Source organism: Robbsia betulipollinis (assembly GCF_026624755.1).
In the GTDB taxonomy this organism is placed as follows: domain Bacteria; phylum Pseudomonadota; class Gammaproteobacteria; order Burkholderiales; family Burkholderiaceae; genus Robbsia; species Robbsia betulipollinis.
In genome coordinates, this window is record NZ_JAPMXC010000005.1 from 140,756 (window position 1) to 163,850 (window position 23,095).

General features: G+C 65.6%; 21 protein-coding genes, 1 tRNA gene and 1 pseudogene. 10 read left to right on the forward strand and 13 right to left on the reverse strand.

Going from position 1 to position 23,095, the window contains the following annotated elements:
- Positions 1-8 precede the first annotated feature (8 nt).
- The gene (locus tag OVY01_RS15435; RefSeq protein WP_267848466.1) at positions 9-1,529 is read right to left on the reverse strand and encodes a sodium:proton antiporter; all 1,521 of its coding nucleotides are present in this window, start codon (positions 1,527-1,529) and stop codon (positions 9-11) included.
- Between the two features lie 112 nt (positions 1,530-1,641).
- On the reverse strand, positions 1,642-2,820 hold the full coding sequence (gene pncB / locus OVY01_RS15440) for a nicotinate phosphoribosyltransferase (protein ID WP_267848467.1): 1,179 nt from the start codon (positions 2,818-2,820) through the stop codon (positions 1,642-1,644).
- 312 nt (positions 2,821-3,132) lie between these two features.
- Here pncB and fdxA point away from each other — a divergent pair, with 312 nt between their 5' ends.
- Complete coding sequence (gene fdxA, locus OVY01_RS15445) at positions 3,133-3,456, forward strand: ferredoxin FdxA (protein WP_267848468.1); 324 nt, start codon at positions 3,133-3,135, stop codon at positions 3,454-3,456.
- Positions 3,457-3,576: 120 nt separating this feature from the next.
- A tRNA-Asn gene (locus OVY01_RS15450) sits at positions 3,577-3,652 on the forward strand.
- A 158-nt stretch (positions 3,653-3,810) separates the two neighbouring features.
- Here OVY01_RS15450 and OVY01_RS15455 read toward each other — a convergent pair.
- On the reverse strand, positions 3,811-4,851 hold the full coding sequence (locus OVY01_RS15455; protein ID WP_267848469.1) for a CorA family divalent cation transporter: 1,041 nt from the start codon (positions 4,849-4,851) through the stop codon (positions 3,811-3,813).
- 763 nt (positions 4,852-5,614) lie between these two features.
- On the opposite strand from OVY01_RS15455, the gene OVY01_RS15460 reads away from it, so the two are divergent.
- A complete protein-coding gene (locus OVY01_RS15460; RefSeq protein WP_267848470.1) occupies positions 5,615-7,534 on the forward strand; it encodes a glycoside hydrolase family 15 protein in 1,920 nt (639 codons plus the stop codon).
- Between the two features lie 72 nt (positions 7,535-7,606).
- On the opposite strand, the gene OVY01_RS15465 is transcribed toward OVY01_RS15460, so the two are convergent.
- Positions 7,607-8,257 carry a TetR/AcrR family transcriptional regulator gene (locus tag OVY01_RS15465; RefSeq protein ID WP_267848471.1) on the reverse strand — a complete coding sequence of 217 codons (651 nt, stop codon included), beginning with the start codon at positions 8,255-8,257 and terminating at the stop codon, positions 7,607-7,609.
- Between the two features lie 83 nt (positions 8,258-8,340).
- Between OVY01_RS15465 and rsxB the strand changes: the two genes are divergently transcribed.
- From rsxB to OVY01_RS15480, 3 genes and pseudogenes are all read left to right on the forward strand, one after another.
- Entirely contained in the window at positions 8,341-9,132 is a 792-nt protein-coding gene (rsxB, locus tag OVY01_RS15470; protein ID WP_267848472.1) for an electron transport complex subunit RsxB, read from the forward strand.
- A pseudogene (gene nth / locus OVY01_RS15475) lies at positions 9,129-9,764 on the forward strand (endonuclease III); the annotation flags it as partial. The gene rsxB and the pseudogene nth, both read left to right, overlap by 4 nt.
- A 229-nt stretch (positions 9,765-9,993) precedes the next feature.
- The gene (locus tag OVY01_RS15480) at positions 9,994-10,428 is read left to right on the forward strand and encodes a DUF1841 family protein (protein ID WP_267848473.1); all 435 of its coding nucleotides are present in this window, start codon (positions 9,994-9,996) and stop codon (positions 10,426-10,428) included.
- 19 nt (positions 10,429-10,447) lie between these two features.
- Here OVY01_RS15480 and OVY01_RS15485 read toward each other — a convergent pair whose 3' ends face one another.
- Together OVY01_RS15485 and OVY01_RS15490 are read right to left on the reverse strand one after the other, a co-directional pair.
- Entirely contained in the window at positions 10,448-10,810 is a 363-nt protein-coding gene (locus OVY01_RS15485; protein ID WP_267848474.1) for a c-type cytochrome, read from the reverse strand.
- A gap of 46 nt (positions 10,811-10,856) precedes the next feature.
- The gene (locus OVY01_RS15490) at positions 10,857-11,210 is read right to left on the reverse strand and encodes a c-type cytochrome (RefSeq protein ID WP_267848475.1); all 354 of its coding nucleotides are present in this window, start codon (positions 11,208-11,210) and stop codon (positions 10,857-10,859) included.
- Between the two features lie 241 nt (positions 11,211-11,451).
- On the opposite strand from OVY01_RS15490, the gene tal reads away from it, so the two are divergent.
- Positions 11,452-12,408: a transaldolase gene (tal, locus tag OVY01_RS15495; RefSeq protein WP_267848573.1), complete on the forward strand. Its 957-nt coding sequence runs from the start codon at positions 11,452-11,454 to the stop codon at positions 12,406-12,408.
- Positions 12,409-12,609: 201 nt separating this feature from the next.
- On the opposite strand, the gene mctP is transcribed toward tal, so the two are convergent.
- The 7 genes from mctP to OVY01_RS15530 all read right to left on the reverse strand — a co-directional run bounded on the left by mctP (position 12,610) and on the right by OVY01_RS15530 (position 20,504).
- Complete coding sequence (gene mctP / locus OVY01_RS15500; protein ID WP_267848476.1) at positions 12,610-14,160, reverse strand: monocarboxylate uptake permease MctP; 1,551 nt, start codon at positions 14,158-14,160, stop codon at positions 12,610-12,612.
- Positions 14,157-14,399 carry a DUF3311 domain-containing protein gene (locus OVY01_RS15505; protein ID WP_267848477.1) on the reverse strand — a complete coding sequence of 81 codons (243 nt, stop codon included), beginning with the start codon at positions 14,397-14,399 and terminating at the stop codon, positions 14,157-14,159. The genes mctP and OVY01_RS15505 overlap by 4 nt, the downstream gene beginning before the upstream one ends.
- Positions 14,400-14,630: 231 nt before the next feature.
- The gene (locus OVY01_RS15510) at positions 14,631-15,605 is read right to left on the reverse strand and encodes a class I SAM-dependent methyltransferase (RefSeq protein WP_267848478.1); all 975 of its coding nucleotides are present in this window, start codon (positions 15,603-15,605) and stop codon (positions 14,631-14,633) included.
- Positions 15,606-15,727: 122 nt separating this feature from the next.
- Positions 15,728-16,273 (reverse strand): DNA-deoxyinosine glycosylase, encoded by a 546-nt coding sequence (locus OVY01_RS15515; RefSeq protein ID WP_267848479.1) that lies wholly within the window; start codon positions 16,271-16,273, stop codon positions 15,728-15,730.
- Complete coding sequence (locus OVY01_RS15520; protein WP_432422255.1) at positions 16,237-16,998, reverse strand: chorismate--pyruvate lyase family protein; 762 nt, start codon at positions 16,996-16,998, stop codon at positions 16,237-16,239. Before OVY01_RS15520 ends, OVY01_RS15515 begins: the two co-directional genes overlap by 37 nt.
- Before the next feature lie 8 nt (positions 16,999-17,006).
- Positions 17,007-18,893, reverse strand: a complete 1,887-nt coding sequence (htpG, locus tag OVY01_RS15525; protein WP_267848480.1) for a molecular chaperone HtpG — start codon at positions 18,891-18,893, stop codon at positions 17,007-17,009.
- A 147-nt stretch (positions 18,894-19,040) separates the two neighbouring features.
- A complete protein-coding gene (locus tag OVY01_RS15530) occupies positions 19,041-20,504 on the reverse strand; it encodes an aminotransferase-like domain-containing protein (protein ID WP_267848481.1) in 1,464 nt (487 codons plus the stop codon).
- Between the two features lie 185 nt (positions 20,505-20,689).
- Between OVY01_RS15530 and OVY01_RS15535 the strand changes: the two genes are divergently transcribed.
- From OVY01_RS15535 to OVY01_RS15545, 3 genes are all read left to right on the forward strand, one after another.
- Positions 20,690-21,031, forward strand: coding sequence for a DUF2917 domain-containing protein (locus tag OVY01_RS15535; protein ID WP_267848482.1), 342 nt, complete (start codon positions 20,690-20,692; stop codon positions 21,029-21,031).
- Positions 21,032-21,120: 89 nt separating this feature from the next.
- Positions 21,121-21,795, forward strand: coding sequence for a VOC family protein (locus tag OVY01_RS15540; RefSeq protein WP_267848483.1), 675 nt, complete (start codon positions 21,121-21,123; stop codon positions 21,793-21,795).
- Between the two features lie 85 nt (positions 21,796-21,880).
- Complete coding sequence (locus OVY01_RS15545) at positions 21,881-23,080, forward strand: aminotransferase-like domain-containing protein (protein WP_267848484.1); 1,200 nt, start codon at positions 21,881-21,883, stop codon at positions 23,078-23,080.
- The last annotated feature ends 15 nt before the right edge of the window (positions 23,081-23,095 follow it).

A 23,095-nucleotide genomic window follows, 5' to 3' on the forward strand; every position in this document is an offset into this window, starting at 1 on the left:
TTTTCTCTCTAGAAAAACAGCCAGGTCACCAGGCCGAAAAGCGGCAGCAGGATCGGCACCGACCATGCCATGTAACCGAAAAATCCCGGCATGGCGACACCGCGTTCCTCGGCGATCGCCTTGACCATGAAATTCGGCGCGTTGCCGATATAGGTCAGCGCGCCCATGAAGACCGCACCCGCGGAAATCGCACCGAGCGTGCGCGCGCCGGTGGTCATGAGACTGGCCGCGTCGCCGCCCGCTGTATTGAAAAATACCAGGTAGGTGGGCGCGTTGTCGAGAAATCCGGAAAGCAGCCCGGTCGCCCAGAAGTAGGCGGCATCGATCGGGCGGCCCTGCGCGTCGCTGACCAGCGCCAGCAAAGGCGCGAACGCGCCGCGCGAACCGGCGCCCAGAATGAGGATGACCGGCGCGATCGTCACGAAAATCCCCGCGAACAGTTTCGCCACTTCGATGATCGGTGCCCAGTCGAACTGATTGCCGCGCCGCGCCGACACCGGCGTGACCCGCAGCGAGACGAGCAGCACGACGAACAGCAGCGCGTCGCGCAGTGCATCCTGCAACGGCAGCGGCGTGCCCAGCACGTCGAAAACGATGCCCGGCCGCCAGACGCCACTCATCAACACCAGCGCGATCACGCAGCCGAGCAGCAGGAAATTGATCTTGCCGTCGAGGTGAAGCTTCGACGCCGGGCTTTCGTGCCCCGGGCTTTCGTGCCCCGGGCTTTCGTGCCCCGGGCTTTCGTGCCCCGGGCTTTCGCGCCCCGGGCTTTCGTGCCGCGGCCGATTCCCGACATCGCTCCCCCGCGTCGCATCACGCCGGAAAACATGCCCGTCGATCAGGAAGAACAGCAGCAGCAAACCGGCGCAGACCAGCAGCATCGGCAGCAGCAGATGGCGGCCCGTCCAGAAAAAACCGACGCCCTTCAGAAACCCCAGGAACAGCGGCGGATCGCCCAGCGGCGTCAGCGACCCGCCGGCGTTCGCGACGATGAAAATGAAGAACACCACGACATGGGCGACATGGGGCCGCCCCTCGTTCGCGCGCAGCAGCGGCCGGATCAGCAGCATTGCCGCGCCGGTGGTGCCCGTCACGCTCGCGAGCGCACCGCCCAGCGCCAACAGCCCCACGTTCAGCCCGGGGCTGCCACGCAACCTTCCATGCAGACAGATCCCGCCGGCGACCGTGTAGAGCGCGGCGAGCAAGGCGATGAACGGCAGGTATTCCGCGAGCAGCGCATGGACGATCAGATGCACCGCATACGCCGCGCCATATACGGCGGCGAACGGAACGACGAAGGCGATCGCCCAGCCTGCGGCGAGCTTGCCGAAATGCGCGTGCCAGAAAGCGGGCGCCAGCAGCGGCATCAATGCGATCGACAACAGCATCGCCGCGAACGGCAGACCCCACGCAGGCGCGAGCGCGGCGCCATCGATGTCGGCGGCCCGCGCGGAAACCGGCGCGAGCAAAACCACCAGCACGGCGGGAATGATCAGGATACCCAAGCGACATGACGGAGGCTGGTACATACGTTCCGGGGAAAGGTGACGGGGCGCCGGTCGGTGGCCATGCGCAGCCCAACGACCGTTTTGCCAGATTATACCGACCACGTCCCGCCGCGGCCCCGGCACTTCGCTCAGACTATTCCGAAGGTATTTCGAAGACCTGCCGGAGATAGGCCAGATAGGCTTTGTCGTCGCACATGTTCTTGCCCGGCGAATCCGACAGCTTGGCCACCGGCTGCCCATTGCAGCGCACCATCTTGATGACCACCTGCAGGGGCTGGTAGCCCAGATCGTTGGTGAGGTTGGTGCCCACACCGAAGGCAAGCCTGCACCTTCCGCGAAAGCGCTCGTACAGTTGCAGCACCTTCGGAATGTCGAGCGCGTCGCTGAACACCATGATCTTGGTGCGCGGGTCGCAACGATTGTCCTCGTAGTGCTTCAGCAGACGTTCGCCCCATTCGAACGGATCTCCCGAGTCATGGCGCGCGCCGTCGAACAGCTTGCAGAAATACATGTCGAAGTCGTTCAGGAAAGCCTTCATCCCATAGACGTCGGACAGCGCGATGCCCAGATCGCCGCGGTATTCCTTGGCCCACATCTCCAGGCCGAAGATCTGCGAATCGCGCAGGCGCGGCCCGAGCCCCTGGCAGGCCTGCAGGTATTCGTGCGCCATCGTGCCCAGCGGCGTGAGGTCGTGCCGCATCGCATAGAGCACGTTGCTGCTGCCGGCGAGCTGCGAACCCAGACGCGCCTTGAGCGTCAGCAGGACTTCCTCGTGCCACTGCTGCGAGAAGCGCCGGCGCGTGCCGTAATCGGCGATCTTGCAATCCGCGTACTCCGGGCTTGCGCCCAGCAACGCCATCTTGCCCTCGAGACGCTCCCGGCCTTCGCGATAATCGGGTTCGCGCTGGGTGTTGCGGAAATAGACTTCGTTGACGATCGCCAGCACCGGGATTTCGAAGAGGATCGTGTGCAGCCAGGGGCCGGTGATGACGATCTCGATCTCGCCGGCGCGCTCGCGCGAAGGCGTCACCGAGATGCATTTCTCGTTCAGGTGAAAGAGCGCCAGGAAGTCGACGAAATCGCTTTTGATGAAGCGCATCCGTCGCAGATAGGACAGTTCGGACGCAGTGAAACGCAGCGCGCAGAGATGGGTGATCTCCGCGCGGATTTCATCGACGTAAGGGGCGAGCTCGACACCCGGCGTCCTGCACCGGAAGCGGTATTCGACCTCCGCCGCCGGAAAATGATGCAGCACGACCTGCATCATGGTGAATTTGTACAGATCGGTGTCGAGCAAGGAATTGATGATCATGGGCTTTCCGGATGGGGCGCGGGTGTCCGGCGCGCTGTGCCGGGATGCCGGGATGCCGAGGCGGCGGACAGCGGCGTGCGGGACGCCGGGGCAGCGGTAACTTGTCGCAGGGACGTCGCCAGAACGATGGTAACCGAAATCACAGCCACGGCAGGCATGCCGCGCCGCACGCGCACCTGGCAGGATCCCCATAAGCGCATGACGTTTCTGTCTGATGGGCGCCAAGCAGCCTCGGCGCTTTTATGCGAGCATTCGGTTACAATAACGCCTTTCGTAAAAGCCGACCCCGGCTCTAACGTAGCAGGAGTCTGAATGACGCACGTCGTGACCGAGAATTGCATCAAGTGCCGCTACACCGACTGCGTCGATGTATGCCCGGTTGATTGCTTCAGGGAAGGCCCGAATTTTCTCTCCATCGATCCGGACGAGTGCATCGACTGCGCCGTCTGCGTCGCGGAATGCCCGGCCAATGCGATCTATGCCGAGGAAGACGTTCCCGGCGATCAGCAGGCCTTCATCGAGCTGAACGCGGAATTGTCACGCGCCTGGCCGAGCATCACGAAAACGAAGGCGCCGCTGGCCGACGCCGACGAATGGAAAGACAAGGAAGACAAGCTCAAGTTGCTCGAGCGCTGAAAAGCAGCGGGAAATCGCCGCAAGGTATGTGGCAAAACCTTTTTTTGATCGAGTCGTGCGAAAAAAGTTGACGAAAGAGATGTTCATGCATATAATCTCTTTCTCGGTTGTTTGAGTTGTTCCCTGATAGCTCAGTTGGTAGAGCGACGGACTGTTAATCCGCAGGTCCCTGGTTCGAGTCCAGGTCGGGGAGCCAAAGAATTTGTCGTAAAACGAAAGGCCCCGTCGAGTGATTCCGACGGGGCCTTTTGCTATGGGGCCAAGGCACAATGCGTCCAATAAGGTGACGGCGCGTCACGGGGCCGGCGAAACGCGGGAAGAAGCCTCGCCCTCCGCTACCGTCCCCCCGCGCGCTTACCACAGCCGCAGGCGCTTCAATATGGCGACGGTCACCAACCCCAGCAGCAGCATGGCCGAGGTTACGATCCAGAAGGCGTAACGTTCGTGCATACCCGGCAGGCCCGCGACATTCATACCGAAAATTCCCGAAATCAGCGATGCCGGCAACAGCAAAGCCGACATGATCGCCAGCGCCAGCAGCTTGCGGTTGATATCCTCGGCGAGCAGCGACGCCATTTCGTCCTGCAATAGCTTGGATCTTTCATACAACGCCTCCAGCGAGCCGCCGATGCTGTTCAATGTCTGGATGGACTGCACCAGCGCTTCCGACGAACGCGGGTTGGCCCACTCCAGACGTGGCACCAGCAATTGCGCCAGGGCCGTGCGCTCGGGGTCCACATAGCGCTTGAGTTCGACAAGATCGCGACGCACCGCGCCCAGCAATACGCGCTGATCCTTGTGCCGTCCGTCCAGCACGCCCTCCTCGATATCGTCGAGACGGTCGGCCAGATCGTTGACCTTGTCCGCGAAGGTCTCGTTCAGGCCACGGATCAGCGAGGCGAACAGATCGATCGTGTCGCGGAACACGTCGCCGTCAAGCGCGGCGAGGCGCAGCCGGTCGGTGGATTCGAGCGGCGAGGCCCGTACCGTGATCAGGCGCGACGCATCGATGTAGAAACGCAGCGCGCTCTTCCCCTTGTCGATGTCCGCCCCGCCGCCCAGTTCAAAATCCGATATCACCCCATACAGGCAGCTCGTGCCGACATGCACGCGTGGGCGGCGATCTTTCCCCGTCAGGAATTCGCGCACGGTGGACGGCAAGGCGTCCGCGCCCTGCAGCCAGGTATGGATCTGCGGGTCCGCCCCGGACAAATGCAGCCACAACGGTATCCCCGGGTCGGCGGGCAGACGGGCTGCACGCGACCAATCGAGCGCCGACGCCCGTCCTTCTTGAAATGCGAAGCCACAGACGAAGCCCTGGGGCACCACCAGCGCGCGTTCGCCCTGTGCCGCCGCGGCCTCCACTAACTGCTCTTTCGTCGCCGCATTTTCCATAATGTATCGGTGGGAGGGTTTAAAACGGCTCCGGTTGGCGTGCGCCACGACCAGAAAACCAGAAAGCCAGCGCGGCAGCCCGCGAAGATCGATCATAAAACATCCTTGCGGGCATGACGACGCCCATACGCCCGGTCGCATCCCGGGCAAGCGACGGCGACACCCGGACGCCACGTAATTCCTGCGCGGCGACGGCAAAGTTTATACGCCCAGGAATCGGGTCCCCGCAGGTGCGTACGCTCCCGGCACGCGCACTCCCGCCGCTCATGCGCTGCGCGTCCAGACCTTGCCCCCAGTCCTCGTCGATCCTTGAGCACACCGGGGATCGCGTGTACCCGGAGCCGATCGGCCGCATCCGTGGGAAGTGCAATGCGCGACAGCGCCCGTATGGCGATGTTTGCGCACCGTGGACGGAAATGGCTCGCCGGCCGACGGCAATCCGTCGCATTGCACATCCGCGCATGTGGCGTCATCGACGCCAGGCATGCAGCTTGCTCTATTCCCTGTACGAAGACCCCCGGTGTGTGCTGCGATCTCGCGCCTGAGCCGGGGCGATCTCTTGACGCTTGTTACGCAACACAGCTGCGTTGCACGCGTCCACTCTTCAGGTCTCCCGCCGTCAAGCCCCCGTGAGACGGCGGCTATTGGCCCGCAACGGCAACGTTGCGGGCCGTTTTTTTTCCTGCGCCGAAAGCTTCGTGCAAGAATACCGTCCCCTCCGCAGACAAGCGCCCAGGCACGCGGACTACCCATGGGATCGCGAATGGCATCGAAAATCGAAGATTACGCCCTGATCGGCGACGGTCACACCGCAGCACTCGTTTCCAAGGATGGATCGATCGACTGGCTATGCTGGCCGCGCTTCGACTCCGGCGCGTGCTTCGCGGGGCTGCTGGGCGAGCCCGAGCACGGACGCTGGCAGATTGCCCCCACGCCAGGTGCGGACGGCGTCCCGGTCAAAGCCAGCCGGCGGTATTATCAGTCCGACACCTTGGTGCTGGAGACGGTTTTCACGACGCCCACGGGGACCGTGCATCTCACGGACTTCATGCCGATGCGCAACGGCTGGCCGGAACTGATCCGACTCGTGACGGGGAAGTCCGGCACGGTCGACATGTCGATGGAACTGGTGCTGCGCTTCGACTATGGTCACTCGGTCCCCTGGGTGAGCCAGCTTGACGATGCCTCCGGCATCCAGGCGGTGGCCGGACCGGACCGGGTGGTGTTGCGCACGCCGTTGCAACTGACGGGGCAGGATCTGCACACCGAGGCGACCTTCACGGTGCGCGAAGGCGAGACGATTCCTTTCGTCATGGCCTATGCGCCTTCCCACCAACGCGTGCCGCCCGCCACCAATCCGCATTCCGCCCTGGCGCGTACGCAGACCTTCTGGCGCGACTGGGCCTCCCGTTGCACGGTATCGGGAAAATGGGCGGAGCAGGTCAAGCGCTCGCTGATCACGCTCAAGGCGCTGGCCTATGAACCCACCGGGGGCATCGTCGCCGCGCCGACCACCTCCCTGCCGGAAAAGGCCGGCGGGCCGAGGAACTGGGACTATCGTTTCTGCTGGCTGCGCGACGCGACCATCACGCTGCTGGCGCTGATGCGCGGCGGCTACTACGAGGAAGCCGCGGCATGGCGCGCCTGGCTCTCCCGCGCCGTCGCCGGTTCGCCCGATCAGTTGCAGATCATGTACGGCATCGGCGGGGAGCGTCGCCTGCCGGAATGGGAAGTCGACTGGCTGCCGGGTTACGAAGGCTCGAAGCCGGTGCGCGTGGGCAACGGCGCGGTCGACCAGCTGCAGCTCGATGTGTTCGGCGAAGTCATGAGCGCGCTGCATGTCGCGCGCATCGGCGGACTGCCGACCGACGCGAGCGCCTGGGCCGTGGAATGCGCGCTCGTGGAAAGACTGGTCGCCGTCTGGGACCAGCCGGACGAAGGCATCTGGGAAGTGCGCGGCGGACGCCAGTACTTTACGTTTTCCCGGGTCATGGCCTGGGTCGCGCTCGACCGTGCGATCCGCTCCGCCGAGGAATTCAATCTGGAGGGTCCGATCGAATCCTGGCGCACGCTGCGCGCCGTGATTCACGCCGACGTCTGCGCGAAGGGTTATAACGCGAAGATCGGCAGTTTCGTCCAGGTCTACGGCGGTGAAGCGCTGGATGCCAGCCTGCTGTTGCTCGCATCGGTCGGGTTTCTTCCGCCCGACGATCCACGCGTGGTGTCCACCGTCGAGCTGATCGCGAAAGAGCTCACCGTCGATGGTCTCGTGCAGCGCTATCGCACCGAGGAAACCGCCGATGGCCTGCCGCCCGGCGAAGGCACGTTCCTCGCCTGCAGTTTCTGGCTGGCGGACAGCTACCACCAGCAAGGCCGCGACGCGGAGGCGACCGAACTCTTCGAGCGGCTGCTCGGCCTGTGCAACGACGTGGGCCTGCTCGCCGAGGAATATGATACCGAGGCGGGTTGTCTGATCGGGAATTTTCCGCAAGCCTTCTCGCATGTGGCGCTCGCGCACACGGCGATGAATCTGATGAAACACGGCGAAGTGTTCCTGCGCGCCGCAACCGGTCAACCGGAAAACCCGGCGCCGGCATCGGACGCCGCGCCTGCGGCGGAGAGCGTCACGGACGGCGACGACCGGCACGGGGTGGCGGGCATGGGTAGCAGCAGGCATCAGTAGCGGCCGCCCGTGGCCGGGGGCACGCGGCAAGTCCGCGGCGGTTCCACGGCCGGCTGGGTCGCGCGATCGGCGTCAGGCCGACGCGCACGCGCCATCGCCGCGTACATATGCCAGCAGCATGTCGGTATGCTGACGAACGAGCAGTGTCTGCTCTTCCGGATCCGAGAAATCGCGTCCGATCGTCTCGGCGAGCGTGTATCGGTTCGACACCGCGTAATAACCCAGCGCGGAAATCGAGACATAGCAGCGCAACGGATCGATATCGGGACGGAAAACGCCGGCCCGCATTCCTTTTTCAAGAATGCCCACCAGCACCGACAGCACGGGTGCCATGCATTGCCGGATGCGCGACTGGCGCAGATAACGCGCCCGGTGCAGGTTTTCGTTGTTGATGAGGCGAACGACCTCCGGATGAGAACGATAGTAGTCCCAAACGAACTGGGCAAAAGTCGTCAGCGCCGGAACGGGCGGCATGTCGTCCAGCCTCAGTGCCGACTGCGCCGAGACAAAGGCATCGTACGTTTTCTCGAGCACCGCGACGAACAATTGCTCCTTGCTGCCGAAGTAGTAGTACAGCATTCTCTCGTTCGTCGACGCGCGGCGCGCGATGCCGTCGACGCGCGCGCCGGCCAGACCTCCGAGATGAAACTCCGTCGTCGCGGCGTCGAGAATGCGGCGGCGCGTTCCTTCGGGATCCCGTTTGTTTTTTGCTGGCTGTCTCATCGCCGTGTCCCCTCCCCGGTTGGGGGTATCGATCGTCCGGCGATTATCGCACGCCGCTCCCGGGGGACGACCGAATCGCGGAAATGCCGGATAATGACGGCCAGAAGACGGCAAGTCCAGGAAAACACCCCGTGATAACGTTACTCGCGCAACAGATCGAAAATCTGTTGCCGCAGACCCAATGCACCAAGTGCGGCTTCGCCGGCTGTGCGCCGTATGCGCGCGCGATCGCCGAGGGCACCGCGCAGATCAATCAATGCCCGCCGGGCGGGCAGGAGGGCGTGACACGTCTGGCGCACCTCCTCGGCCGGCCCTCGCTGCCGCTGAATCCCGCCAACGGCGCGGAACGTCCGCGACCGCTGGCGATCATCGACGAGTCGCTATGCATCGGCTGCACCCTTTGCCTGCAGGCCTGTCCGGTCGACGCGATCGCCGGCGCCGCGAAACTGATGCACACGGTGATCGCCGCGCAATGCACCGGCTGCGACCTGTGCGTGGCGCCCTGCCCGGTCGATTGCATCGCCATGGTGCCGGCAACCGGCGACGCCACCGGCTGGCAGGCATGGACCCAGGCGCAGGCGGACGCGGCGCGCACGCATCACGACCGTCACCTGGCGCGCCAGGCAGCCGAACAGGAAGCGGCACGCCAGCGTGCGGCCGAACGCATGGCGCAGGCCGCAGCGGCGAACGCGGTGGCGCACGGCGCACCGCCTGGCGCCGGTGCGCAGGACACGGCGGCACGGGACGCGGGCGCCCGGGATGCCGACGCGCAGGCCCAAGCGGCACAGGCGCGCAAACAGGCCATCATCCAGGCCGCCGTCGAGCGCGCGCGTCTGCGCCGCCTGGCGGATACTCCATCGAGCGACTCCCGATGAATGCAGACAAGCGCCAGGCGCTCTACGAAACATTGCGGGAACTCGATCCGCACCCTACGACCGAACTGGTCTACACCACGCCGTTCGAATTGCTGATCGCGGTGCTCCTGTCGGCACAGGCCACCGACGTCTCGGTCAACAAGGCGATGGCCAGGATGTTTCCGGTGGCGAACACGCCGGCGGCGGTGTTGGCGCTGGGCGAGGCCGGCGTCACCGACTACATCAAGACCATCGGTCTGTATCGCACCAAGGCCCGGAACGTGATCGCGACCTGCCGGGCGCTGATCGAACACCACGGCGGCGAGGTGCCGCCACGGCGCGAGGCGCTCGAGGCACTGCCCGGCGTCGGCCGCAAAACCGCCAACGTCATCCTGAACACGGCGTTCGGCGAGCCGCTGATTGCCGTCGACACCCATATCTTCCGGGTCGCCAATCGCACCGGACTGGCTCCCGGCAAGGATGTGCGCGTCGTTGAGGAAACGCTCGTCAGGGTCACGCCCGACGAATTTTTGCACGATGCCCACCACTGGCTGCTGCTGCACGGGCGTTATGTCTGCAAGGCGCGCCGGCCGGAGTGCTGGCACTGCGCGATCGAGCCGCTATGCGAATTCCGGGACAAGACACCCGCCCCCGGTGACGACGCCCGCCACGAAAAGACGGTCAAGGTGGCCAATGTCGTCAAACCCGCTGGCAAGGCCGCCCGCAAAGCCGGCGTGAAAATCGCCGTCGGCGCCCCGGCCGGCGCCACCACCGCTACACGCGGGGCGCCAGCACGGCGCGGCGGCACGAAGCGTACAATCGATTCCTGAAACGGATCCTTTCGCCTCCGACCGCCCCGTTCATCGCGTACCCCGCCCGCCCATGTTCAATCCCAGCCGAGAAGAAGTCCGCCAGTTCTTTTGCGCGATCGCGCGCAAGCAGCGCGCCAGGGAGATTCTCACGCCGCTCGAAACCATCGCCGCCGACTGGATCGTCGAGCATCCGGAATACCGGGACGCGCTGGACGATGCCGACGAAGCGGCCGATCGCGACTACACGCCCGAGCAGGGCCAGAGCAACCCGTTCCTGCATCTGTCGATGCACCTCGCGATCAGCGAGCAGGTCTCGATCGATCAGCCGCCCGGCATCCGTCTGGCGCACGAGCGCCTGGCGGCGCGCCTGGGATCGTCGCACGCGGCGCAGCATCAGATCATGGATTGCCTGGGAGAAACGCTCTGGGAGGCGCAACGCAGCGGCGCGCCTCTCGATTCCAGCGCGTACATCGAGCGCATCCAGCGGCGCGCCACGCACGGTTGACGATCGGCGCGGCGCCGCCCTACTTGCGTACGGTCAGGTCGCCGGACAGCGACGCAATGTACGCGGCCATATTGCGCAGGTCCGATTCCGACATGCCCTGCACCTGCGCGCGCATGATCGCATTGTCGCGACCGATCGCCGGATTTGCATTGCCCATCTGGTACTGCCTGAGCGCGTAATAGGTATAGTCGGCGTGCTGGCCGGCCAGCTTCGGGTAGGCGTCGCTGACGGGGTTGTTCAGACGCGCACCGTGACAGGCGGCGCAGTTGGTCGCCTCGACCAGCGCGCGCCCCGCCTCGATGTCCGCGGCGAACGCCGCTTGCGCCGCCAGGCCCGCGCCGGACGCGACCAGTACCACGAGCGCCGCGTGAAACTTTTTCATGAATTCTCCTGTCCCGTCGGTCCGGCCCATCGGACCGGGGACGCCGTCATTTGACGGCATTGTCCTTGCTGGTCGGCGTCTGCGCCGCATAGTAGGCGGCGATGTCGGCGATGTCCTGGTCGCTCAGCGAAACGGCGATCGCGTGCATCGTCGCGTAATGGCGGTTGCCGAGGCGGTATTCGCGCAGGGCGCTGGCGATGTATCCCGCGTTCTGACCACCCAGCTTGGGCACATGGTAAACCTCGGGGAAGGCGGTCCGATAATCCTCGATACCGTGACAGCCGATGCACATCGCCACCTTGTACTTCGCCGCCTCCGGGTTGCCGACCGGATCGGCACGGGCGCCGGATGCGGCGAGCGCGGCCAGCGTCAGCGCAACCGCCATGACGGATTTTTTCATATATCGCAACCTGGGCATGAGGGGGACAGGCCGAAAAAGCCGAGGTATTGTAACCTTCCACCGCACCCGAGTCCACTTGACCCAAGCGACTCGAAAGCGTCTTATTCGCTGCGCCTGCCATGCGGACGGGCCGGCGATGGCACGGCCGAATGCGGTCTACAATGGGAAGGAAATCGACAGGAAATGACGCCGCGCCATGGCATGTGCGATGGCACGGCCGCGTACCGGCCAAGGAGGCCCGATCATGACATCGTTAGACCAGCTCAAGCAATACACCACCGTCGTCGCCGACAGCGGAGACTTCCGTCTGCTCGAGGAATACAAGCCCCAGGACGCCACCACGAACCCGTCGCTGATCCTCAAGTCGGTGCAGAAGGACGACTACCGGCCGCTGCTCGAGAAGACGGTACAGGATCACAAGGGCCAGCCGATGGGCAAGATCATCGACGAACTGATCATCGCGTTCGGCCAGGAAATCCTGAAGATCATCCCGGGCCGCGTGTCCACCGAGGTCGACGCGCGCCTGTCCTTCGATACCGCGGCGACCATCGACAAGGCGCACAGCCTGATCGAAATCTACAAGGGCTATGGCGTCGATCCGAAGCGGGTGCTGATCAAGATCGCGTCGACATGGGAAGGCATCCGTGCGGCGGAGAAGCTGCAAAGCGAAGGCATCGACTGCAACATGACGCTGCTGTTCTCGCTGCCGCAGGCCGTCGCGTGCGCCGAAGCGAAGGCCAAGCTGATCTCCCCCTTCGTCGGCCGGATCTACGACTGGTACAAGAAGAGCGCGGGCGCGGATTGGGACGAGGCGCGCGATGGCGGCGCGAATGATCCGGGCGTCACGTCGGTGAAGCGGATCTATTCGTATTACAAGAAGTTCGGTTACCCGACCGAGGTGATGGGCGCGAGCTTTCGCACGGTCTCGCAGATCACCGAACTGGCCGGCTGCGATCTGCTGACGATCAGCCCCGACCTGCTGAAGAAGCTGAGCGAGTCCGACGAGCCCGTCACGCGCAAGCTCGATGCGCAGGCGTCGACGAAGGAATCGATCGAGCGCGTCAGCATCGACGAATCCGCGTTCCGCTTCCAGCTCAACGACGAAGCGATGGCCACCGAGAAGCTCGCCGAAGGCATCCGTCAGTTCGCCGCCGATGCGCTCAAGCTCGAGAAGCTCATTCTCGAACTGCAGAAGTAGGATGCGACGGGCGTCGCGGGCGATGCGGCCGCAGCGCCCGGGCCGGCAGGCGACGCGGTCAGCGTGACCCGGTCAGCGTGACCCGGTCAGCGTGACCCGGTCAGCGTGACCCGGTCAGCGTGACCCGGTCAGCGTGACCCGGTCAGCGTGACGCGGTCAACGTGACCCGGTCAACGTGACCCGGTCAGAGCCACCCCGCGCTCAATGCCCGGCCATGTCCAGATAGTCTTCCGGCCGCGTGCGGTCTTCCGGCCCCTTCAGGTTCATCCCCCGTACCACCATGCTGACCGCGACGGACACGGCCAGATTGACCAGCAGCGCCCATACCGCGGCGTAGCCCGGCACCGCCATGTCGCCGACATGCAGAACGAACACCGACGACTTGAAATGCATCGACCCGGCCATCGACGTCCCCGTGACGATGCCCGCGAGCCAGCCCGCCAGCAGGCCGCGGTAGTCGAGGAAGCGCGTGAACAGGCCGAGCGCGATCGCCGGCAGGGTCTGGATGATCCAGATGCCGCCCAGCAACTGCAACTGGATCGCGAACTGCAGCGGCAGGAACACGATGAAGGCCACCGCCCCCAGCTTCACCAGCAGCGAGACGAACTTCGCCACGTCGGTTTCCTTCTTGCCCGACATGTTCCGGTTGAAGTACACGCGGTGGATATTGCGCGTGTACAGGTTCGCCGCGGCGATCGACATGATCGCCGCGGGCACCAGTGCGCCGATGCCGATCGCCGCGAACGCCACACCGACGAACCACGACGGGAAGAAATGCAGGAACAGCGCCGGCACCGCGAAGTTCGGGCCATAGACCTTGAAGTACGGAACGAACTCCGGCATGTCCTTGACGCCCGAGGCCAGTGCCATGTAGCCGAGCAAACCCAGCATCCCCAGCACGATCGAATAGGCCGGCAGCAACGCCATGTTGCGCCGGATCGCCCCGCCCGACGAGGCGCTCAGCAAGGCCGTCACGGAGTGCGGATACAGGAACACCGCAACCGCCGAACCGATCATCAGGGTCGCATACGCGCTATAGCCGTTCAGGCTGCCGGCGTCCGGCGCCTTCATCAGCAGCTTCTGCACCGGAATCGTGCTGAAGATATGCCCGAAGCCCCCCAGTTGCGCAGGAATCACGATCATCGCCGCGGCGATCGTCACATAGATCAGGACATCCTTGACCACCGCGATCATCGCCGGGGCGCGCAGGCCGCTGGTGTAGGTGTAGGCCGCCAGGATCAGAAAGGCGATCAGCAACGGCAGTTCGCCCAGCCAGCCCTTGGTTTCCAGGCCCAGGCCGCCGATCACGACTTCGATGCCGACGAGTTGCAGCGCGATATAGGGCATGGTCGCGACGATGCCCGTGAAGGCGACGGCAAGCGCCAGCGAACGGCTGCCGAAGCGCGCGTGGACGAAATCCGCCGCGGTGATGTAGCCATGCTTCTTGGCTACCATCCATAGCTTCGGGAAGACCACGAAGGCGAACGGGTAGATCAGGACCGAGTACGGGATCGCGAAGAAGCCGGTCGCGCCCGCCCCGAACACCAGGGCCGGTACCGCGACGAAGGTATAGGCGGTGTAGAGATCGCCGCCGAGCAGGAACCAGGTGATCAGCGTGCCGAAGCGTCGTCCGCCCAGGCCCCACTCGTCGAGCAGCGCGAGATCCCCGCGCCGCCAGTTCGCCGCGAGAAAACCGATGACGGTGACGCCGACGAAAAAGAGGATGAAAACGGTGGTGGCGGTCGCATTCATTGTGCGCCTCCGCCCTGACGCCGGCCACGGTAGTACGGGCGGGTCTTGAAATACACCAGCGCGGTGATCGCGGAACTGATCACGACCCACAGCAACTGATACCAATAGAAATAGGGAAAGCCCCACAGCAGGGGTTCGATGCTATTGTAAAACGGCACCCACATCAGGGCGATATACGGCACCAGCAAGAGCCAAAGCCAATGCTTTGCCTTCGCGTGGGGTGCGTCCGAGCGTGCCATGGCGGTCTCCCAAGTCAGTCCACCCTCCCCGGCGATTGTTTTCTGAGATGACCGGTGGAGGAAGCAAAGCCTGCAAGGGTATAAGAGCGGGGGAAGCGCGGTCAAGCGGCAAGCGTGCTGCCTGGCGCGGCTTTGTCAAGATCCGCGTGATTGCGTTGCCGTGGCGATACAGGGCCCGCGAATGGCAGTGCCGACCGCCGCCGATCGCCGACCGCCGACCGGCGACGCCCGCTAGATGACGAAGCGCTCGCCCGCGGGGCTGACCGCCTTGAGCGCCGTGATCCAGCGGCCCGCCGGCAAGCGGTAGCGCTTGCCGACATGCGCGGCGCGCACCTGCAGGTCGGACCAGGCGAAATCGAGCGGCGGCCCGCTGAACGCCAGGGCGATCCGGTTGCCTTCGTGCACTTCCGGCAGCGCGACCACGCGGCCGTCGAACGCGGCCTTCAGGTGTCGCATATTGCGCTCGAAGCTCGGGTGGTCGCCGAACAGGTTGACGGTCAGCATGCCGGGGGCGGCAAGCGTCGCGCGGCAGGCACGGTAGAACGCCACGCTGTCGAGCATCGGACCGCGCGCGGTCGCGTCGTAGAGATCGACCTGGAGCACACCGACCTGACCGTGCTGCCGTGCGTCGTTCACATAGTCCCAGGCATCCGCCTCGATCACCGCGAGACGGGCATCGTCGTCGGGCAGCGCGAACATGCTGCGCGCGGCGATGACCACCGACGGGTTCAGCTCGACCGCCTCGACACGGCTTTCCGGCAATTCGCGATAGCACCATTTGGTCAGCGCCGCCGCACCCAGGCCGAGCTGCGTGACCCGCGCGGGCGCGTTGAGAAACAGCAGCCAGGCCATCATCTGCTCGGCGTATTCGAGTTCGAGCTCGAAGGGCTTGCGCAGGCGCATCGCCCCCTGCACCCACTCCGTGCCGAAATGCAGATAGCGCACGCCGGCCAGTTCCGAAAACGTCACCGGCGCGAAGCGCGGCTGGCGCGCGCGGACTTGCCGGTCGGCCTGCGCGAGCGCCGCCGGCATCTCGCGCTTCGCCTCGCGCTGCGTGCGCTTGGCGTAAGTCGGACCGGTGTCCGCTTGCGTATCCGCCCCGTCCCCCGCGTCCTCGTCGTCGGATACGGCGGCGGGTGCCGCCCGGCGGATGCCCCGGCCGAATGCGCGCGCCTCGGCAGAGGCGCGCTTGATAAGCTTGCTCATACGTTTCCCATCCTGCTATGGCGCGCCAGGCGCCGGGTTTCCGATCGAACGAAAGCATAGCACTCACCGGGCGCAAGCAAGACGGCACCCGCTTGCCCGGCTTTGTGCGATGGGCACCGACGCTAGCCGAGCGGCAATGCCCGCCACGCCGCCAGCTTTTGCTCGAACGACAGCATCGCGTTGGCCGGACTCGACGACGGCAATACGAGCGTGCGATAGCCCGCTGCGGCCAACAGCGGTGCGAACCGGCCGGCCGTCTTGCCATTGAAGCCCAGCGTCGCGAGTTGCGGGGCCTGCGCGCGCAGGCTCGCGAAGTCGTTCGGCCGGGCATGGCGGATCGCGGCATCGAGGCTGCCATCGCGATGGCATGCCGCCAGCACGTCCCATAGCCCGATGCCGTGGGACAGCAGGCAGTTCAGCCGTTCGGGATACGCAAGCGACACCAGGTCCTCGTTCAGCACGGTCCCGATCAAACGCCAGAATTGATTGCGTGGATGCGCGTAATACTGCGCCGCGCCCAGCGACGCGACACCGGGGAAACTGCCGAGGATCAGGGTGCGGGTCCGCGCGTCGAGCACGGGCGCAAAGCCCGCGAGCGCGGCAGCGCCGATACCCGTCTTGCCCGACGCATTCAGTAGGCCAGGCGTCGGTTTGCGAGCAGGGGCCATAGATCCGGAAGAAAGCATTCGGTGATCAACAGCGGCGCGCCGCGACGCTCGAACAGCGAACGGCGCGCGACGACCGGGTAACGACGGGGCGACCGGTCCCCCGCCTCCGCCCGGCCCCGGTCCGCGGTCGGAGGCAAACCCGCGAGCGGATCCATGCGCGAATACGCGCGCCGCGCGGCGAGCCGGCGCGAAACGAGCGCCGAACGCCGCACGGCGCGATCGTGATACAGAAGGTCGGCCAGGGGGCGCGTACGCAGCATCCGCATCGATTTCCAGACGCCATGGCTATGCGCCACCGGCGTGACGCTGTGGGCGGCGACGCAGGGCACGTCGCCGACACTGAGCAGGACTTCGCGCGTCCACACGCGTAGCGCATGCGGTGCGCGGTCGTGCATGCCGGCGCCTGTATCGATGGATCGCAGGCAGGCGCTTTCATCCGGCCAGGCCGCGGCGATGGTTTCGCGCACGACCCGCACGCTGACCGGGCCCAGTTGGGCGAGATGCGCGGTCAGCGAGCCGCCCCGGCTCACCCAGTCTTTCTGGTCCGGGTCGAGCAACGGCCCGGGCCGCACGCGCCAGCGCGCGCGGCCCGCCGGCATGGCGAAGGCCCCGGCGGCACCCGCCGCACCGAGTGCATCGCCACGCGTCGGCCGCTGCCGTGTCGCCCGGCGCCCGGCATGACGCGACGCGCCACGCGCGGACAATGTCATGCCCACGGGCGGCACGACGTCCCTCACTTGCCGGCGGCAGCCAGCAACAGGCTGTTCGCCCGTCGGACATAGGCGTTCGGATCTTCCAGGCTGCCGCCCTCGGCCAGCAATGCCTGGTCGAACAGCAGATGGCACCAGTCGTCGATATGCGGCGTATCGGCGCTCAACTGCTTGACCAGCGGATGCTCGGGATTGATCTCGAGGATCGGCTGTGCCGCCGGGGCATTCTGCCCCGCCGCCTTCAACATGCGCTGCAGATAGCCGCTCATCGCGCCGTCGTCGGCCACCAGGCACGACGGCGAATCCGTCAAACGGAACGTCAGCCGCACATCCTTGGCCTTGTCCTTGAGCACCTCCTTCGCCTTTTCGACCAGCGGCTTCAGCGCGTCGCCCACCTGCTCCTGCACTTCCTTCTCGGCTTCGTCCGGCACCAGATCGAGATCGCCCCGCGCGACGCTGGCGATCGGCTTGCCTTCGAACTCGGTCAGGAAGGACAGCATCCATTCGTCCACACGATCCGTCAGCAACAGCACCTCGATGCCCTTCTTGCGGAAGACCTCGAGATGCGGACTGTTGCGCGCGGCGCGCCAGCTGTCGGCGCTGACGTAATAGATCTTCGTCTGCGATTCCTTCATGCGGCCGACGTACTCCGCGAGCGACACCTTTTGCGCGTCGCTATCGTCGTGCGTGCTGGAGAAACGCACCAGCTTCGCAAGCCGCTCCCGGTTCGCGTTGTCCTCGCCGATGCCTTCCTTCAGCACCTGACCGAACTCGCCCCAGAACGTCGCGTATTTGTCCGCTTCGTTCTCGGCCAGCTCCTCGAGCATCGACAGCACGCGCTTGGTCACGCCGTCGCGAATCGCGCGCACGTCGCGGCTTTCCTGCAGGATCTCGCGCGACACGTTCAGCGGCAGATCGCTGGAGTCGACCACGCCGCGGATGAAACGCAGATAGGACGGCAGCAGCTGCTCGGCGTCGTCCATGATGAACACGCGCTTCACATACAATTTCAGGCCGCCGCGCTGGCTGCGGTCCCACAGGTCGAACGGCGCCTTCGACGGCAGGTAAAGCAGCTGGGTGTACTCGGTCCGCCCTTCGACGCGGTTGTGCGTCCAGGCCAGCGGGTCGTCCTGCGTATGCGCCAGATGCTTGTAGAAGCTCGTGTACTGCTCGGCGTCGATGTCGTTCTTCGAACGGGTCCAGAGCGCGCTCGCCTGGTTGACCGTTTCGAATTCGTCCTTCACGACCATCTCGCTTTTTTCCGCGTCCCATTCTTCCTTCTGCATAAGGATCGGCAGCGCGATGTGGTCGGAGTATTTCTGGATCAGCGACTTCAGCTTCCACGACGACAGCAGTTCGTCTTCGTCGGCGCGCAGATGCAGCGTGATGGTGGTGCCGCGCTGCGCGCGCTCGATCGTCTCGATCGCGAACTCGCCGTCGCCCGCGCTTTCCCAGCGCACGCCCTCGGCGGCCGGCTTGCCGGCGCGGCGCGTCTCGACGGTGATGCGGTCGGCGACGATGAAGCCCGAATAGAAGCCCACGCCGAACTGGCCGATCAGCGCCGCGTCCTTCTGCTGGTCGCCCGACAGCCGGTCGAAGAAATCGCGCGTGCCCGACTTCGCGATCGTGCCGAGATTGGCGATCGCCTCGTCGCGGCTCATGCCGATACCGTTGTCGTCGATGGTGATCGTGCGGGCGGCGGCGTCATGCGTGACGCGGATGCGCAGGTCGGGGTCGTTCTCCAGCAGCGAGCCGTCGGCGATCGCCTCGAAGCGCAACTTGTCCGCCGCGTCCGACGCATTGGATACCAGTTCGCGCAGGAAGATCTCCTTGTTGCTGTACAGCGAATGGATCATCAGTTGCAGAAGTTGCTTCACTTCCGTCTGAAAACTCATTGTTTCTTGCGCCATGCTCGTTCCTGAAATATCGGTCGTTAGGGAGATGGGCGGCCCGGCGTGCGAACCCCCTGATTCCGCGCACATGGGGACGCATCCTGTGGTTTTCAAGGCGTCGGGCACCAGGCGTCGGGCACCAGGCGTGGGCACCAAGGCGACGCGTCACGCCCCATGCTGCTGTATGTACGCCGCAAGAAAGGCGAGGAAGTCGGGGTCTCCGCAGTTGGCGGTGTTGAAGCGCATCCACGTGGAAGGCGTCTGATAGGGCGAAAACAGCGCGCCTGGCGCGAGCAGATAGCCGCGCTCATACCCGGCCGTCGTCAGCGCGCTGCTGTCCACATGCGCGTCGGCCCAGAGAAACAGGCCGGCCTGCGGTTCATTGAACAGCGTCAGCCCGGCCTGCACGAGCGCCCGCGCCGTGACGCCCCGGACCTCGTCCAGACGCACGCGCAGATGTTCCACGTGACGCCGGTAATGGCCTTCGGTCAGGATCCGGTAGACGATTCGCTCGCCGGTTTCGGGACTGGTCATTCCGGCCAGCATTTTCTGGTCGGCCAGGGTTCCGGCCAGCGCCGCGTCGCAGGCGATATAGCCCACCCGTAGATTCGGCGCGAGCGTCTTCGAGAAACTGCTCAGATAAATGACCCGCCGCAACTGGTCCAGGCTGGCGAGGCGCGTCCCCGGCACCGTCGCCGGCAGCAGATCGCCAAAAATGTCGTCTTCGACCACCATGAAATCGTAGCGTTCGGCAAGTTGCAGCACGCGATGCGCCTGCGCCGCGCTCAACGACGTGCTGGTGGGATTGTGCAGCAGGGAATTCAACAAAAGGAGTTTCGGCCGCCAGGTTTCGGCGAGCGATTCGAGCGCGTCCAGGTCGGGGCCCTCCGGGGTATAGGGCACCCCCAGCAGCCGCGCGCCCTGCGCGGCGAAACGTCCGAACATCTGGAACCAGGCCGGATCGCCCACCAGCACCGCGTCGCCCGGCTGTACATACAGCCGGGAAATCAGGTCGATCGCCTGGGTGACGCCCGAGGTCAGGACGATCTGCTCCGGGCGCGCGCCGATTTCGAGTTCCGCCAGCCGCACCTGCAGTTGCTGGCGCAGCGGCAGAAACCCCTGCGGCGTGCCGTGGCGCAACAGCGTTTGTCCCCCCAGCCGGCCCAACGCCTTGAGCGCGTTGGACAGCAGGTCGCCATCGAGCCAGCGGCCCGGCAGGAAGCCCAGCCCGGGCCCCTTGTCCGAGGCGGTGGTGTGCATCATGTTGTTCAGCAGCCAGGGCACGTCGATGCTGGGCGGCGGCGGGCGTAACGCGCCGCCTTCGCGCCCGCCGCGCGACGCATGGGACGACGCGCCAGGCGTGCCCGCGGCGGTCCGTTCCCGGACATAGAAACCCGAGCCGCGCCGCGCTTCGAGATAGCCCAGCGCCACCAGCCGCTCATACGACTCGACCACGGTGAAGCGGGAGATGCCCTTGTCGAGCGCGAGCCGCCGGATCGACGGCATCCGCAGGCCCGGACGAAATACCCGTTCGTCGATGCGCCGCCGCGCCCACTGGACCAGCTGTTCCACCAGCGTCAGCTGGTCCGAGCCGACCGGCGCGGGGATATTTTCAAGCAGGCTCGACATGATCTCATCCAAAAAAACGCTTCGTACGGTGCGGGTGCGCGCCGCGCATGGCGAACTGTATCGCAGATTATCTCAAAAAGTGTACCGTTACTGTAACGGCATTGGCCGTTATGATTTTCGCCATACCTTCTTGTCCGCTCGGGCCGGCGTCAACGGGCCGTCGGCAGCCCTCGCCGGAGACCTTCATGCGACAGATCCAGCATTACCAGCTCGACGCGCGTCAGTGCGCGCTGTTCGAGACGCGTTCCCGAACCACATTCGTCCTTGGGCAGGGACACCTCTGGGTCACGATCGAGGGCGAGAGCGCCGATCACTGGCTGGCAGCGGGCGACAGTCTCGACGTCGCCGCGGGGCGCGGCGTCTGGCTGGGCGCGGACAGCGCCGACACCTGTCTGGACATCCTCCAGGAACGGCAGGACTCCCGCCCTCGCCTGACGGCCCTGGTCCGGGCATCGGCGCGGCACCTGCGACGCCACGTCCGGATGTGGCATCGAAATACCACACAGCGCTTGAATCCCGGCGCATGACGCGGCAGACTGCCGGGCGGGCGCGTTCATTCCGTGCGCGCCGCGTTGCATCACACCGCCTCACCGCCTGACTCTCGACGCTGCCTCGCATGACCATCCGCCTGATCCAACCCGACCACCTGATCGTGATCGCCCGTACGCTTGCCGAAGGCATCGACTACGTCGCCGACGCCCTGCATGCCGCGCCCACGATCGTGGCAGCGGCCTCCGAGATGGGCAGCCACAGCGCGCGCCTCGCGCTGTGGCAAGGCCTGTATCTGGAAGTGGTGGCCGCCGATAGCGAAACGCCCCCGGTGCAGGCGCCGCGCTGGCACGGGCTGGACCATACCGCGATTCGCCTGCGCGCCGCCCATGGCCCGTTTCTCGCGCATTGGGTCGCGCGCGTCGAGCGCCCGCGCCATCTCGAGCGCTGGGCCGCCCAGTATCCACGCCGCATCCCGCCGGTGCGCACGATCCGCCACGGCGCACGCTCGGCCAGCGCCGCGCTCGAACCCGGCGGCGGATTTCCGGCCTGGCGCGGCGCCGGCGACGGGCTGCTGCCCACCCTGATGCAATGGGACGATGCGCACCACCCCGCCGCATCGCTTCCCGAGACCGGCATCGCCCTCAAGGCGCTGCACGGTTTTCACCCCGCGCCCGAACTGATCGGAGAGCACCTCCGGTGGCTCGGGCTCGATACGCTGTTGACGGTCGAGCCGACGCTGGTGGAACCCAGCCTGTTCGCCGAATTCGACACGCCCGCCGGCGTCAGGACGCTGAAATGACCCCGGCGGAAGCGCAGACGAAGCAGACAGAAGCAGGCTAGCCGCGCACGGGGTGCGCGCCCTGGAAGCATTACCGGACGAGACCATGAACATGAATGACGCACCGCAACCCACCTGGCAGCTGTCGCAGCGCGCCCGCAAGCTGACGAGTTCCGCGATCCGCGAGATCCTGAAAGTCACCGAACGTCCCGAGATCATTTCGTTCGCCGGCGGCCTGCCCTCTCCGGAAACCTTTCCGATCGCGGCGATGCGCGCCGCCACCGACCGCGTATTCGCGAACGACCCCGTCGCCGCGTTGCAGTACGCCCCCACCGAGGGCTACATGCCCCTGCGCGAATGGATCGCCGCGCGCCATTCGAGCGGCGGCGTGACGATCCGCGCCACGCAGGTGCTGGTTACCACCGGTTCGCAGCAGGCGCTGGACCTGATCGGCAAGGTTCTGATCGACCCGGACAGCCGCGTGCTGGTCGAAACGCCCACCTACCTGGGGGCGCTGCAATCGTTCTCGATGTACGAGCCCGCCTATGCGTCCGTGCCATCGGACGATCAAGGCCTGATTCCGGCCTCGCTGACCGCGTCGCTCACCGATGGCGCCCGCCTGCTGTACACGCAGCCGAATTTCCAGAATCCGACCGCGCGCCGCCTGCCGCTCGAGCGCCGCCAGGCACTGGCCGAGATCGCCCGTCAGGGACGTTTCCCGGTCATCGAGGACGACCCCTACGGCGCGCTCGATTATCGCGGCGAGCCCTTGCCCACGCTGTTGTCGCTCGCGCCCGAGCATATCGTGTACTTCGGCAGCTTTTCGAAGGTCCTCGCCCCGGGCCTGCGCGTGGGCTATGTGATCGCACCGGAAGAACTGCATTTCAAGCTGGTGCAGGCCAAGCAGGCGACGGATCTGCACACGCCGATCCTGACGCAGCGCATCGTCTACGAGGCGATCAAGGACGGTTTCCTGGAGCAGCACGTGCCGACGGTGCGGGCGCTCTACAGGGAGCAGTGCGCCGCCATGCTCGCCGCGCTCACGCGCGCGATGCCGCCGGGCGTCACCTGGAACACACCCGAGGGCGGCATGTTCGTCTGGCTCACGCTGCCCGCCCATATCGATTCGATGGCGCTGCTCTCGGCCAGCGTGGCGCAAAATGTGGCGTTCGTCCCGGGCGAACCGTTCTACGCGAACGATCCCGGGAAGCATACGCTGCGGCTCTGTTTCTCGACGGTATCGCCAGCGCGCATCAATGCCGGCGTCGACATTCTCGCCCGCCTGATCGCCGACTGGCCGCGCTGAACCTCGCTGCACTCA